Genomic DNA, 13,014 nt, shown 5'->3' with positions numbered 1-13,014 from the left:
AATTTGTTATAACAGCCTAATAGGCAATAAAAATAGAAAAGAGAGAAAAAACTATGGCAGTTCAAATGGAATACGAAAAAGATGTTAAAGTAGCAGCACTTGACGGTAAAAAAATCGCTGTTATCGGTTATGGTTCACAAGGTCATGCTCACGCTCAAAACTTGCGTGATTCAGGTCACGATGTGATTATCGGCGTTCGTCCAGGTAAATCATTTGATAAAGCTAAAGAAGATGGTTTTGATACTTACACAGTAGCAGAAGCAACTAAATTGGCTGATGTTATCATGATTTTGGCTCCAGACGAAATTCAACAAGAATTGTACGAAGCAGAAATTGCTCCAAACTTGGAAGCTGGGAATGCAGTTGGATTTGCGCATGGTTTCAATATCCACTTCGAATTCATCAAAGTTCCTGCAGATGTTGATGTCTTCATGTGCGCGCCTAAAGGACCAGGACACTTGGTACGTCGTACTTATGAAGAAGGATTTGGTGTTCCAGCACTTTACGCTGTATACCAAGATGCTACAGGAAATGCTAAAGACATCGCTATGGACTGGTGTAAAGGTGTTGGTGCAGCGCGTGTAGGTCTTCTTGAAACAACATACAAAGAAGAAACTGAAGAAGATTTGTTTGGTGAACAAGCAGTTCTTTGCGGTGGTTTGACTGCCCTTATCGAAGCTGGTTTTGAAGTCTTGACTGAAGCTGGATACGCTCCAGAATTGGCTTACTTCGAAGTGCTTCACGAAATGAAATTGATCGTTGACTTGATCTACGAAGGTGGATTCAAGAAAATGCGTCAATCAATCTCTAACACAGCTGAATACGGTGACTACGTGTCAGGTCCACGTGTGATTACTGAACAAGTGAAAGAAAATATGAAAGCAGTTCTTGCTGATATCCAAAATGGTACATTTGCTAACGACTTTGTCAACGACTACAAAGCTGGACGTCCAAAATTGACTGCTTACCGTGAACAAGCAGCTAACCTTGAAATTGAAAAGGTTGGTGCAGAATTGCGTAAAGCAATGCCATTTGTTGGTAAAAACGACGATGACGCATTCAAAATCTACAACTAATTTTTGAGAATAAAAATAGAAGGCGAGTTGGGGGGTACCTAACCCGCTTTTTATCTTGAAAAAGAATCAAGGAGAAGATTATGCTTAGTGCAAAAGATGTGGTGAAGGCCCACAAGGTTCTGAGTGGTGTAGTAGTCAATACACCACTAGAATATGATCATTACTTATCAGAAAAATACGGAGCTAAAATTTATCTCAAAAAAGAAAATGCTCAACGAGTTCGATCGTTTAAGATTCGAGGAGCTTATTATGCCATCTCACAATTGACTAAGGAAGAACGTGAGCGTGGAGTTGTCTGTGCGTCAGCGGGAAATCACGCTCAAGGTGTTGCCTACACTTGTAATGAGATGAAGATTCCTGCAACAATCTTTATGCCAATTACAACGCCTCAACAGAAAATTGGTCAGGTTCGTTTTTTTGGTGGAGATTTTGTAACTATCAAATTGGTAGGAGATACCTTTGATGCATCTGCCAAGGCTGCTCAAGAGTTTACAGTCGCTGAAAATCGTACCTTTATTGATCCTTTTGATGATCCTTATGTTCAAGCTGGTCAGGGTACGGTAGCCTATGAAATTTTAGAAGAAGCGCGAAAAGAATCCATTGATTTTGATACTGTCTTGGTGCCTGTAGGCGGTGGAGGACTCATTGCAGGAGTTTCTACTTATATAAAGGAAACGAATCCTGCTATTGAAGTTCTTGGTGTAGAAGCTAACGGAGCTCGTTCCATGAAGGCGGCATTTGAGGCTGGAGGTCCCGTTAAACTCAAAGAAATTGATAAGTTTGCAGACGGAATCGCTGTGCAGAAGGTTGGACAGTTGACCTATGAAGCAACCCGTAAAAATGTTGAAACGCTTATCGGAGTGGACGAAGGCTTAATCTCTGAGACCTTGATTGATCTTTATTCTAAACAAGGAATTGTAGCTGAGCCTGCTGGTGCTGCTAGTGTGGCGGCTCTGGAAGTACTGTCAGACTATATAAAAGGAAAGACCATTTGTTGTATTATCTCTGGAGGAAATAACGATATCAACCGTATGCCAGAGATGGAAGAGCGTGCCTTGATTTATGATGGCATCAAGCATTACTTTGTGGTAAACTTCCCACAACGTCCAGGGGCTCTTCGAGAATTTGTAAATGATATCTTGGGGCCAAATGATGATATCACTCGTTTTGAGTATATTAAACGTGCCAGCAAGGGAACAGGACCAGTCTTAATCGGGATTGCTCTTGCTAACAAGCATGATTATGCGGGCTTGATTCACCGAATGGAGAAATTTGATCCGTCTTATATTAACTTGAATGGGAATGAAACTCTATATAATATGCTTGTTTAATATCCTATAAAATTTTTATCATATCATTTGCCTAACCTATATATGAGTGCTATAATGTAAGTGAAGAAAGGGGGAGATTCCCATGGTTTTACAAGTTTTACTTGTTCTAGTGATTCTAATGCTTATTGTAGGAGCTGTGTTAGTGAGCTCTGTTTATGTCGTTCGTCAACAATCTGTTGCAATTATCGAACGATTTGGTAAGTATCAAAAGTTAAGTAATAGTGGTATTCATCTACGGGCACCATTTGGCATTGACAAAATTGCAGCTCGTGTGCAGCTACGCCTTTTACAAAGTGAGATCGTGGTTGAAACCAAAACCCAAGATAACGTTTTTGTGACTATGAATGTCGCAACTCAGTATCGTGTAAATGAGTTAAACGTTACAGACGCTTACTATAAATTGATGAGACCTGAAGCTCAAATCAAATCTTATATTGAAGATGCATTGCGCTCATCTGTTCCTAAGTTAACTTTGGATGAATTGTTTGAGAAAAAAGATGAAATTGCATTAGAAGTTCAAAAGCAAGTAGCGGAAGAAATGTCAACGTATGGGTATATTATCGTTAAGACGCTCATTACCAAAGTTGAGCCGGATGCAGAAGTCAAACAATCAATGAACGAAATTAATGCTGCCCAACGTAAGAGAGTGGCAGCTCAAGAATTGGCTGAAGCAGATAAAATTAAGATCGTTACAGCGGCAGAAGCTGAGGCAGAAAAAGATCGCCTCCATGGTGTGGGGATCGCAGAGCAGCGGAAAGCAATTGTTGATGGACTTGCTGATTCTATTAAAGAGTTAAAAGGAGCCAATGTCGAATTAACTGAAGAACAAATTATGTCAATCCTATTAACCAATCAGTATTTGGATACATTGAATAATTTTGCAGATAAACAAGGAAATAATACAATATTCTTGCCAGCAAATCCTAATGGAGTTGAAGATATTCGAACCCATATATTATCAGCTTTGAAAGCTAAATAATTACAATCTTAACGCAATAATCTAGTTAATATATGTGTTTTAATTGACAAATATTATAAAAACATATAGAATGAAGTTGCGTAAAGAAAAAAATAGGAGAATAACATGGCTAAGTCTAACTTTGAAAAAGTAGAAGCAGTTGTTAGCTGGGTTCGTGATAAGAAGATCACAGGGTATCGTATTTCTAAGGAAACGAATGCCCGTGAGATGTCTATCATTGCTTTGGCTCAAGGACGTGCAAAAGTTAAAAACATTTCCTTTGAAACAGCCCTCGGCTTAATTGATTTCTACAATAAAAATCATGAAAAATTTGAAGATTAGTCTTTGGATATAGGCAGGTTCGAAAAGAATCTGCCTTTTCATTTTTGGAAATAAAAAAAGACTGCCATTGCAGTCTTTTTTCTTATCGAAGATAGCGTTGTAAAAATTCTCTTGTACGTTCTTCTTTGGGATTAGTAAATAGATCTTCTGGTTTGCCTTCTTCTGCAATGACACCTTTATCCATAAAGATGACGCGGTTTGATACATCGCGAGCGAATTCCATTTCATGGGTTACGACAATCATGGTCAAGCCTTCTTGAGCTAAATCTTGCATGATTTTGAGAACTTCACCGACCATTTCAGGGTCAAGAGCTGATGTAGGCTCATCAAAGAGAATGGCATCAGGATTCATAGAAAGTGCACGAGCAATGGCAACACGTTGCTTTTGACCACCAGAAAGTTGTTTTGGTTTAGCTTGCCAGTAGCGCTCTCCCATTCCAACTTTTTCAAGGTTTTCTTTAGCAATTTTCTCTGCTTCTGATCGTTCACGTTTGAGGACAGTAGTCTGTGCAACAATCGTATTTTCAAGAACGTTGAGATTTTCAAAGAGGTTGAAGGACTGGAAGACCATTCCTAGTTTTTCTCGATAGTGAGTGAGGTTATAGCCTTTTTCGAGGACGTTTTCACCGTGATAAAGGATTTTACCTTCAGTGGGTGTTTCAAGTAAGTTGATTGAACGTAGGAAGGTTGATTTACCACTACCAGAACTACCGATGATAGAAATAACTTCTCCTTTATGGATAGTAAGAGAGATGTCTTTTAGGACCTCGTTTTGTCCATAGGATTTTTTGAGGTGTTTGATTTCAAGAATGGGTTGATTCATTATTTCAAATCCTCCGTTTGCATTTGGTTAGCTCCTGTTGTGTAGGTATCCATATCCATTCGTTTTTCGATATAGCGTAGGATACGTGTTACTGTAAAGGTGAGGACAAAGTAGATAACTGCGATAATAGTAAAGGTTTGGAAGTATTGGTAGGTTTGTGTTGCTACTGTATTTCCTGAGAAGTAAAGTTCTACAACAGAGATAACATTCAATACAGAAGTATCCTTGATGTTGATGACGAACTCATTACCAGTCGCAGGTAAAATGTTTCGAACTACCTGAGGTAAAACAATCTTACGCATGGTTTGATTATGAGTCATACCAAGTGCAGTAGCTGCTTCAAATTGTCCCTTGTCAACAGCCAGGATACCACCACGAACGATTTCGGTCATGTAGGCACCGGTATTGATAGAAACGATAAAGATAGCAGCGAGAGTACGGTCTAGGTTGATTCCGAAAGCCTGGGCAGTTCCATAGTAGATAACCATAGATTGTACAATCATAGGAGTTCCACGGAAAATTTCAATATAGATATTGAGAATCCAACCAACTATATTTTGGATGACGTAGAAAAATTGATTTTCAGATTGGGGCGCAGTACGAAAAACACCGATAGCAAGACCAATAACGAGACCAACGATAGTACCGATAATGGAAATTAAAAGTGTGATTCCGGCACCTCGCAAGAGTTGTTGCCAGTTTTCACTTAGAATTTTAGCAACTTGGCTAAAGAAATTACTGCTGTTTTCTTCAGTAGTTGTAGCTTGAACAGGTTGTTCTTTAATCATACGATCCATTAGGGCAACTTGTTCTTCTTTAGTGATGGTTTCAATGCTAGCATTGATTTGGCTGATACGTTCGTCATCCTTACGAAGACCGATAGCGATAGAGGTATCTTCTTCTCCAGTTTTAAAACCAGGTTCAGGCTGAATCATTTTAAATTTGGCATTTGCTGATTCAGCAGTTAGGGCTTCAGGGCGTTCAGAAACATAAGCGTCAATGACACCAGCTTCAAGAGCTTGACGCATTTGAGCGAAATCACCCATGGCAGTTTCTTTTTTAGCGCCTGGAATTTGAGAAATCAAGTCATAAAGGTAAACCCCTTGTTGAGAAGTGATTTTTGCATCTTTAAAATCATCTAGTGTTTTGGCGTTTGCATAGGCAGAATCTTTTTTGACTAATAGTACGGGTTCGCTAGTGTAGTAGCTGCTTGAGAAGGCAATTTCTTGTTTGCGTTCAGCAGTTGGACTCATACCTGCAATAATCATATCAATCTTACCAGAAGTAAGGGCTGGAACAAGTCCTTCCCATTTTGTTTTTACAATGAGTGGTTCTTTACCCAGATCTTTAGCGATTATTTTTGCAATTTGAACATCGTAACCGTTAGCATATTGGTTTGTTCCATCAATCTTGACAGCGCCGTTACTGTCGTCGTCTTGTGTCCAGTTGAAAGGGGCGTAAGCTGCTTCCATCCCGATGCGTAAATATTCATCGGCTTGGACCTGGCTAACTAGTCCTAGAGTAAGGGCTAGGCTAGCAAGGATAGATAAGCATAATTTTTTCATATTTTCTCCTATTTATAGTCTAAAAATGGCTCCCTCTATTGTATCTAAAAATGGTGAGATTTTCAATACAAGTAAACCCTTACTTGGAAAAAAATGATATAATGAGAAAAAGGTCAAAAGAGGCTATATTATGAAAAAAAGATGGTTAATAGTACTTATATTTACTTGTCTGATAATTGTTCCAAAATTGGTTTTTGCCGTGGATTTTAGCATTCCATCATATAAAGGAGAACTGTATATTCATGGAGATAATACAGCGGAATTTAGGCAGAAGATAGTTTACCAGTTCGAGGAGGATTTTAATGGCCAAATCGTGGGGATTGGTCGTGCAGGCAAGATGCCTAGTGGATTTGAAATTGTTCCTCAGCCAAAGGTTGAGGCCTTTAAAAATAGTCATAAAATCGAAAATCTTACTAGCGAAGTGACAGAAGAAACGAATGGTTATACTGTTAAAGTCTATAATCCAGGTCAGGAAGGGGACAGGGTCGAAGTGGAACTTACCTGGCAATTGAAAAATCTTCTTTTCCTATATGATGATATCGCTGAATTAAATTGGCAACCCTTAACAGATAGTTCAGAATCTATTGAAAAGTTTGAGTTTCACGTAAGTGGAGAGAAGGGGGCTGAAAAACTCTTTTTTCACACAGGGCAACTCTATAGAGAGGGAAGGATTGAACAGAGTGGTCATGACTATACTATTCGTTTAGACAATCTTCCGTCTAAGCGCGGAGTTGAGTTGCATGCATACTGGCCTCGAACTGATTTTGCTAGCGCTACGGATCAGGACTTGAAAGGGAATCGTTTAGAAGAGTTTAATAAGATAGAAGACTCGATTGTTAGAGAAAAAGAGCAGAGTAAACAACTCGTTACTTGGGTGTTTCCTTCAATACTTTCCATCTCCTTGTTATTGAGTATCTGCTTCTATTTTATTTATAGAAGAAAAACCACTCCTTCAGTCAAATATGCCAAAAATCATCGTCTCTATGAACCGCCGATGGAATTAGAGCCTATGGTTTTATCTGAAGCTGTTTACTCGACCTCCTTGGAGGAAGTGAGTCCTCTAATTAAAGGAACAGGCAAATTCGACTTCAACCAGCTTATTCAGGCTACCTTGTTAGATGTAATTGACCGTGGGAATGTCTCTATTATTTCAGAAGGAGATGCAGTTATTTTAAGGTTGGTAAAAGAAGATGGCTTGGCAATCTTTGAGCGAACCTGTCTAAATCTGGCCTTTTCAGGTAAAAAAGAAGTTGCTGTTTCTGATTTGTTTGCGGATTATAAGGTCTCTGAGAGTCTTTACCGTGGAGCAAAAGCTGCTGATGAAAGACGGATTCAAACAAAAGGTCGTAAGCTCAAATCCTCTTTCGAAGAAGCATTGAAAGAGATGCAAGAAGGAGTGAGAAATCGGGTTACCTTCTGGGGACTCCCAGATTACTATCGTCCTTTAACTGGTGTGGAAAAGGCCTTGCAAGTGGGTATGGGACTTTCTACTATCCTACCTCTATTTATCGGATTTGGTTTGTTCTTGTACAGTTTAGATGTTCATGCTTATTTTTACCTCCCTTTGTCAGTACTTAGTTTTCTAGGTTTGGTTTTGGCTGTTTTCTATTATTGGAAGCTTCGACTAGATAATCGTGATGGTGTCCTAAATGAAGCAGGAGCAGAAGTCTACTATCTCTGGACCAGTTTTGAAAATATGTTGCGTGACATTGCACGATTGGATCAGGCTGAATTGGAAAGTATTGTTGTTTGGAATCGTCTATTAGTGTATGCAACTTTGTTTGGATATGCTGATAAGGTTAGCCATTTGATGAAGGTTCACCACATCCAAGTAGAAAATCCAGATATCAATCTCTATGTAGCTTATAGCTGGCACAGTATGTTTTATCATTCAACAGCACAAATGAGCCATTATGTTAGTGTCGCAAATACAGCAAGTACCTTTTCTGTATCATCCGGAAGCGGTAGCTCTGGAGGTGGCTTCTCAGGCGGTGGCGGTGGTGGAAGTGTTGGTGCTTTCTAAAGAAAACTCAACACAGCCTTTAAAAGTATGATATAATGGAGGATAGAAAAAGGAGTAATCTATGTATTTTTTTGAAATTTTAAAATCAATCTTTTTTGGTATTGTTGAAGGAATTACGGAATGGTTGCCGATTTCAAGTACTGGTCACTTGATTTTAGCGGAAGAATTCGTCAAATATAAAGACCAAACTGAAGCTTTTAAGTCTTTGTTTAACGTAGTCATTCAACTTGGTGCCATCTTTGCAGTTGTGGTTATCTACTTTAACAAACTTAATCCCTTCAAACCAGGTAAGGATAAAGTTCAAGTTCGTAGAACTTGGCAGTTATGGTCCAAAGTTTTTGTGGCGACCCTACCTCTTCTCCTAGTCTTTAAGTTTGATGATTGGTTTGATACCTATTTCCATAACAAGGTTTCAGTAGCCATTATGTTGATTGTTTATGGGGTTGCCTTTATCTATCTTGAAAAACGCAACAAGGCCCAAGCTATTGAGCCAACAGTTACGGAGTTAGATAAATTACCTTACAAAACAGCATTGTATATCGGTCTTTTCCAAGTTTTGTCCCTTTTACCAGGAACTAGTCGTTCTGGTGCCACAATCATTGGTGGTTTGTTAAATGGTACTAGTCGTTCAGTGGTGACAGAATTTACCTTCTATCTAGGAATTCCAGTTATGTTTGGAGCCAGCGCTTTGAAGATTTTTAAATTCATCAAGGCTGGAGAAGTCTTGACTTTTGGCCAATTCTTCTTACTTCTAGTTGCTATGGTAGTGGCTTTTGCAGTCAGCATGGTTGCTATTCGTTTCTTGACCAGCTATGTCAAAAAACACGACTTTACAGTGTTTGGTAAATACCGTATTGTTCTTGGTAGTGTCTTACTAATTTATAGCTTTGTTCGATTATTTGTATAAGAAAGAAACCTTGAAGGAAGATCCTTCAAGGTTTTTAAAATCCTGTCACAGTGACTCCCAATAAGCGGACACCCTTGTCTTTATCACTCAGTGTTTCGTAGAGTTGGATAATGCTTTGTGCGATTTCTTCAGAGTCTTGTGTTTGTTGGCTCAGTGTTTTTCGTTTTGTCAAAGTAGAAAAGTCAGCATAGCGGATTTTCAAAATGACAATTTTACCACTTTTTTCATGTTTTTGAAGACTAAGGGTCACTTTTTCCGAAAGGAGAGTTAGCTCTTTTTTTATATCTTCATCTAGACTTAGAATCTTACTGTAAGTTTTTTCTTTACCAATAGACTTACGGATACGATTTGATTTAACGGGAGAATTATCAATACCTCGAGCTTTACGATAAAGGTCAAAACCGAGTCGTCCGAAACGATCAATGAGAGTGATTTCAGAAATCTCTAAAAGGTCAGTACCCGTAAATACACCCATTTGATGGAGTTTTTCAACTGTTTTCTTGCCCACACCGTGGAATTTAGCGACATCCATTTGCTTGAGGAAATTTTCAGCTTCATCAGGAAGAATGACTGTCAAACCACGAGGCTTTTGGTAGTCACTTGCCATTTTAGCTAAAAATTTATTGTATGAAACACCGGCAGAAGCTGTTAATCGCAATTCGTTCCAGATATCCTGCTGAATTAAACGAGCAATTTTTACAGCAGATTTGATACCAAGCTTGTTTTCAGTTACATCTAGATAAGCTTCGTCGATACTCATGGGTTCAATTTTATCCGTATATCGTTTAAAAACAGATCGAATCTGTTGGCCAACAGTAGTATATTTTTCATAGTTCCCAGAAATAAAAATAGCTTGAGGACAGCGTTCATAAGCCTCTTTGGAACTCATAGCTGAGTGGATCCCGAATGCTCTCGCTTCATAACTACAGGTTGAAACAACACCCCTGCCTCCTGTTTTCCTAGGGTCGCTACCAATAATAACAGGTTTCCCTTTAAGCTTAGGATTGTCACGAATTTCTACAGCAGCAAAAAAGGCATCCATGTCAATATGGATGATTTTACGTGATAAATCATTCATCAGTGGAAATATGAGCATGGACTGTCCTTTCTTTGATAAATTTTCTAGCTTCATTATACCCTTTTTCTGAAAAAATAGGAAATAGCTAATTATTTTTCAAAACTATACTACAGTTTCCAATAAAAAAACAACTGTATTATAAAAGAAAGTGTTAAAAAAGAGTGATTTTACTTGTTGAAATCGTTTACTGTGTGTTATACTGAATACATGAATGTAACAGATGACTGTTACTAGAAAGATAAAAGAGGACATTAACATGGTTGTTAAGACAGTTGTTGAAGCACAGGACATTTTTGACAAAGCCTGGGAAGGCTTTAAAGGTGTTGACTGGAAAGAAAAAGCAAGTGTGTCACGCTTTGTACAAGCTAACTACACACCTTATGATGGAGATGAAAGCTTCCTTGCAGGACCAACAGAGCGTTCACTTCACATTAAAAAAATCGTAGAAGAAACTAAAGCACACTACGAAGAAACTCGTTTCCCAATGGACACTCGTCCAACATCTATCGCTGATATCCCTGCAGGATTCATCGACAAAGAAAACGAATTGATTTATGGTATCCAAAACGATGAACTCTTCAAATTGAACTTCATGCCAAAAGGTGGTATCCGTATGGCTGAAACTACTTTGAAAGAAAATGGATACGAACCAGATCCAGCTGTTCACGAAATTTTCACTAAATACGTAACAACTGTTAACGATGGTATCTTCCGTGCTTACACTTCAAACATCCGTCGTGCTCGTCACGCTCACACTGTAACTGGTCTTCCAGATGCATACTCACGTGGACGTATCATCGGTGTTTACGCACGTCTTGCTCTTTACGGTGCAGACTACTTGATGCAAGAAAAAGTTAACGACTGGAACTCAATCGAAGAAATCGATGAAGAAACAATTCGTCTTCGTGAAGAAATCAACCTTCAATATCAAGCATTGCAACAAGTTGTACGCTTGGGTGATCTTTACGGAGTAGATGTTCGCAAACCAGCGATGAACACTAAAGAAGCTATCCAATGGGTAAACATTGCCTTCATGGCTGTCTGCCGTGTTATCAACGGTGCGGCTACATCTCTCGGACGTGTGCCAATCGTATTGGATATCTTTGCAGAACGTGACCTTGCTCGTGGTACATTTACTGAATCAGAAATCCAAGAATTTGTTGATGATTTCGTTATGAAACTTCGTACAGTTAAATTTGCTCGTACAAAAGCATACGACCAATTGTACTCAGGTGACCCAACCTTCATCACAACTTCTATGGCTGGTATGGGTAACGACGGTCGTCACCGTGTTACTAAGATGGACTACCGTTTCTTGAACACTCTTGACAACATCGGTAACTCTCCAGAACCAAACTTGACAGTTCTTTGGACTGACAAATTGCCATACAACTTCCGTCGCTACTGTATGCACATGAGCCACAAACACTCTTCAATCCAATACGAAGGTGTTACAACAATGGCTAAAGATGGATACGGTGAAATGAGCTGTATCTCATGTTGTGTGTCTCCACTTGACCCAGAAAACGAAGAACAACGTCACAACATCCAGTACTTCGGTGCTCGCGTTAACGTTCTTAAAGCTCTTCTTACTGGTTTGAACGGTGGTTATGACGATGTTCATAAAGACTACAAAGTATTTGATATCGAACCAATCCGTGACGAAGTTCTTGAATTCGAATCAGTTAAAGCTAACTTCGAAAAATCTCTTGACTGGTTGACTGACACTTATGTAGATGCATTGAACATTATCCACTACATGACTGACAAGTACAACTACGAAGCTGTTCAAATGGCCTTCTTGCCAACTAAACAACGTGCTAACATGGGATTCGGTATCTGTGGATTCGCTAACACTGTTGACACATTGTCAGCTATCAAGTACGCTACAGTTAAACCAATCCGTGACGAGAATGGCTACATCTACGATTATGAAACAATCGGTGAATACCCACGTTGGGGTGAAGATGACCCACGTTCAAACGAATTGGCAGAATGGTTGATCGAAGCTTACACAACTCGTCTACGTAGCCACAAACTTTACAAAGACGCAGAAGCTACTGTATCACTTTTGACAATCACATCTAACGTTGCTTACTCTAAACAAACTGGTAACTCACCAGTCCACAAAGGTGTATACCTCAACGAAGATGGTTCAGTGAACTTGTCTAAACTTGAATTCTTCTCACCAGGTGCTAACCCATCTAACAAAGCTAAAGGTGGATGGTTGCAAAACTTGAACTCACTTGCTAGCCTTGACTTTGGTTACGCAGCTGATGGTATCTCATTGACAACTCAAGTTTCACCACGTGCTCTTGGTAAGACTCGTGACGAACAAGTTGATAACTTGGTAACAATCCTTGATGGTTACTTCGAAAACGGTGGACAACACGTTAACTTGAACGTTATGGACTTGAACGATGTTTACGAAAAGATCATGTCAGGTGAAGACGTAATCGTACGTATCTCAGGATACTGTGTAAATACTAAGTACCTCACTCCAGAACAAAAAACTGAATTGACACAACGTGTCTTCCACGAAGTTCTTTCAATGGATGATGCATTGAGCTAAGATTCATAAATAATAAATCAAAAACCAGTCAAAGTGACTGGTTTTTTTGATATAAAAAAATATTTAAAAAAAGTTGGTCAAAATTGGTCAAACCTATTGACTAATACTGACCAAAGTGGTATACTAAGAACATAAGGATAAGGAAATCCTTAGAAAACCTTGATTTTAAGGTGATTGTGTAATTTATCTTAAGGTCAAAGTATGGGTAAAACCTAGAAATGAGGTACAACCTATGATGAACATTAGTATTTTTAGAATTCCAATTACAAAATCTGTATTGGATAAAGAGAAACCAGAAATTATACGTAGAGTAGCAAATTGCTAGTCTAAAATTTTTAA

10 protein-coding genes are annotated in these 13,014 nt (G+C 38.9%); 7 read left to right on the top strand and 3 right to left on the bottom strand.

The window, feature by feature from the left end:
• The first annotated feature begins 53 nt into the window (after positions 1-53).
• The 4 genes from ilvC (at position 54) to NMM19_RS01610 (ending at position 3,707) form a co-directional block, all read left to right on the top strand.
• Positions 54-1,076 (top strand): ketol-acid reductoisomerase, encoded by a 1,023-nt coding sequence (gene ilvC, locus NMM19_RS01625; protein WP_004251959.1) that lies wholly within the window; start codon positions 54-56, stop codon positions 1,074-1,076.
• An 80-nt stretch (positions 1,077-1,156) separates the two neighbouring features.
• The gene (gene ilvA, locus NMM19_RS01620; protein ID WP_178895386.1) at positions 1,157-2,407 is read left to right on the top strand and encodes a threonine ammonia-lyase IlvA; all 1,251 of its coding nucleotides are present in this window, start codon (positions 1,157-1,159) and stop codon (positions 2,405-2,407) included.
• Positions 2,408-2,489: 82 nt separating this feature from the next.
• On the top strand, positions 2,490-3,386 hold the full coding sequence (locus NMM19_RS01615) for an SPFH domain-containing protein (RefSeq protein ID WP_178895385.1): 897 nt from the start codon (positions 2,490-2,492) through the stop codon (positions 3,384-3,386).
• 105 nt (positions 3,387-3,491) lie between these two features.
• Positions 3,492-3,707 carry a hypothetical protein gene (locus NMM19_RS01610; protein WP_004251963.1) on the top strand — a complete coding sequence of 72 codons (216 nt, stop codon included), beginning with the start codon at positions 3,492-3,494 and terminating at the stop codon, positions 3,705-3,707.
• Positions 3,708-3,789: 82 nt separating this feature from the next.
• Here NMM19_RS01610 and NMM19_RS01605 read toward each other — a convergent pair whose 3' ends face one another.
• Both NMM19_RS01605 and NMM19_RS01600 read right to left on the bottom strand, forming a co-directional pair.
• Positions 3,790-4,530, bottom strand: a complete 741-nt coding sequence (locus NMM19_RS01605) for an amino acid ABC transporter ATP-binding protein (RefSeq protein WP_178895384.1) — start codon at positions 4,528-4,530, stop codon at positions 3,790-3,792.
• Positions 4,530-6,095 (bottom strand): ABC transporter substrate-binding protein/permease, encoded by a 1,566-nt coding sequence (locus NMM19_RS01600; protein ID WP_178895383.1) that lies wholly within the window; start codon positions 6,093-6,095, stop codon positions 4,530-4,532. The genes NMM19_RS01605 and NMM19_RS01600 overlap by 1 nt, the downstream gene beginning before the upstream one ends.
• Positions 6,096-6,225: 130 nt before the next feature.
• Here NMM19_RS01600 and NMM19_RS01595 point away from each other — a divergent pair, with 130 nt between their 5' ends.
• Together NMM19_RS01595 and NMM19_RS01590 are read left to right on the top strand one after the other, a co-directional pair.
• Positions 6,226-8,118, top strand: coding sequence for a DUF2207 domain-containing protein (locus NMM19_RS01595; protein ID WP_178895382.1), 1,893 nt, complete (start codon positions 6,226-6,228; stop codon positions 8,116-8,118).
• A gap of 61 nt (positions 8,119-8,179) precedes the next feature.
• Positions 8,180-9,025 (top strand): undecaprenyl-diphosphate phosphatase, encoded by an 846-nt coding sequence (locus NMM19_RS01590; RefSeq protein WP_178895381.1) that lies wholly within the window; start codon positions 8,180-8,182, stop codon positions 9,023-9,025.
• A 34-nt stretch (positions 9,026-9,059) separates the two neighbouring features.
• On the opposite strand, the gene dinB is transcribed toward NMM19_RS01590, so the two are convergent.
• The gene (dinB, locus tag NMM19_RS01585; protein ID WP_178895659.1) at positions 9,060-10,121 is read right to left on the bottom strand and encodes a DNA polymerase IV; all 1,062 of its coding nucleotides are present in this window, start codon (positions 10,119-10,121) and stop codon (positions 9,060-9,062) included.
• Positions 10,122-10,359: 238 nt separating this feature from the next.
• Between dinB and pflB the strand changes: the two genes are divergently transcribed.
• Complete coding sequence (gene pflB / locus NMM19_RS01580; protein WP_178895380.1) at positions 10,360-12,675, top strand: formate C-acetyltransferase; 2,316 nt, start codon at positions 10,360-10,362, stop codon at positions 12,673-12,675.
• The last annotated feature ends 339 nt before the right edge of the window (positions 12,676-13,014 follow it).

The sequence above is a fragment of the Streptococcus sp. CF8_St5-17 genome, from assembly GCF_024295665.1.
GTDB lineage: Bacteria > Bacillota > Bacilli > Lactobacillales > Streptococcaceae > Streptococcus.
Note: the sequence above shows the minus strand (reverse complement) of the source record. Positions and strands in the feature narration are given on the sequence as shown.

Bases quoted from the DNA above. Each gene is read 5' to 3' on its own strand.
- ilvC (WP_004251959.1), top strand. From the start codon at position 54: ATGGCAGTTCAAATGGAATACGAAAAAGATGTTAAAGTAGCAGCACTT.
- ilvA (WP_178895386.1), top strand. From the start codon at position 1,157: ATGCTTAGTGCAAAAGATGTGGTGAAGGCCCACAAGGTTCTGAGTGGT.
- NMM19_RS01615 (WP_178895385.1), top strand. From the start codon at position 2,490: ATGGTTTTACAAGTTTTACTTGTTCTAGTGATTCTAATGCTTATTGTA.
- NMM19_RS01610 (WP_004251963.1), top strand. From the start codon at position 3,492: ATGGCTAAGTCTAACTTTGAAAAAGTAGAAGCAGTTGTTAGCTGGGTT.
- NMM19_RS01605 (WP_178895384.1), bottom strand. From the start codon at position 4,530: ATGAATCAACCCATTCTTGAAATCAAACACCTCAAAAAATCCTATGGA.
- NMM19_RS01600 (WP_178895383.1), bottom strand. From the start codon at position 6,095: ATGAAAAAATTATGCTTATCTATCCTTGCTAGCCTAGCCCTTACTCTA.
- NMM19_RS01595 (WP_178895382.1), top strand. From the start codon at position 6,226: ATGAAAAAAAGATGGTTAATAGTACTTATATTTACTTGTCTGATAATT.
- NMM19_RS01590 (WP_178895381.1), top strand. From the start codon at position 8,180: ATGTATTTTTTTGAAATTTTAAAATCAATCTTTTTTGGTATTGTTGAA.
- dinB (WP_178895659.1), bottom strand. From the start codon at position 10,121: ATGCTCATATTTCCACTGATGAATGATTTATCACGTAAAATCATCCAT.
- pflB (WP_178895380.1), top strand. From the start codon at position 10,360: ATGGTTGTTAAGACAGTTGTTGAAGCACAGGACATTTTTGACAAAGCC.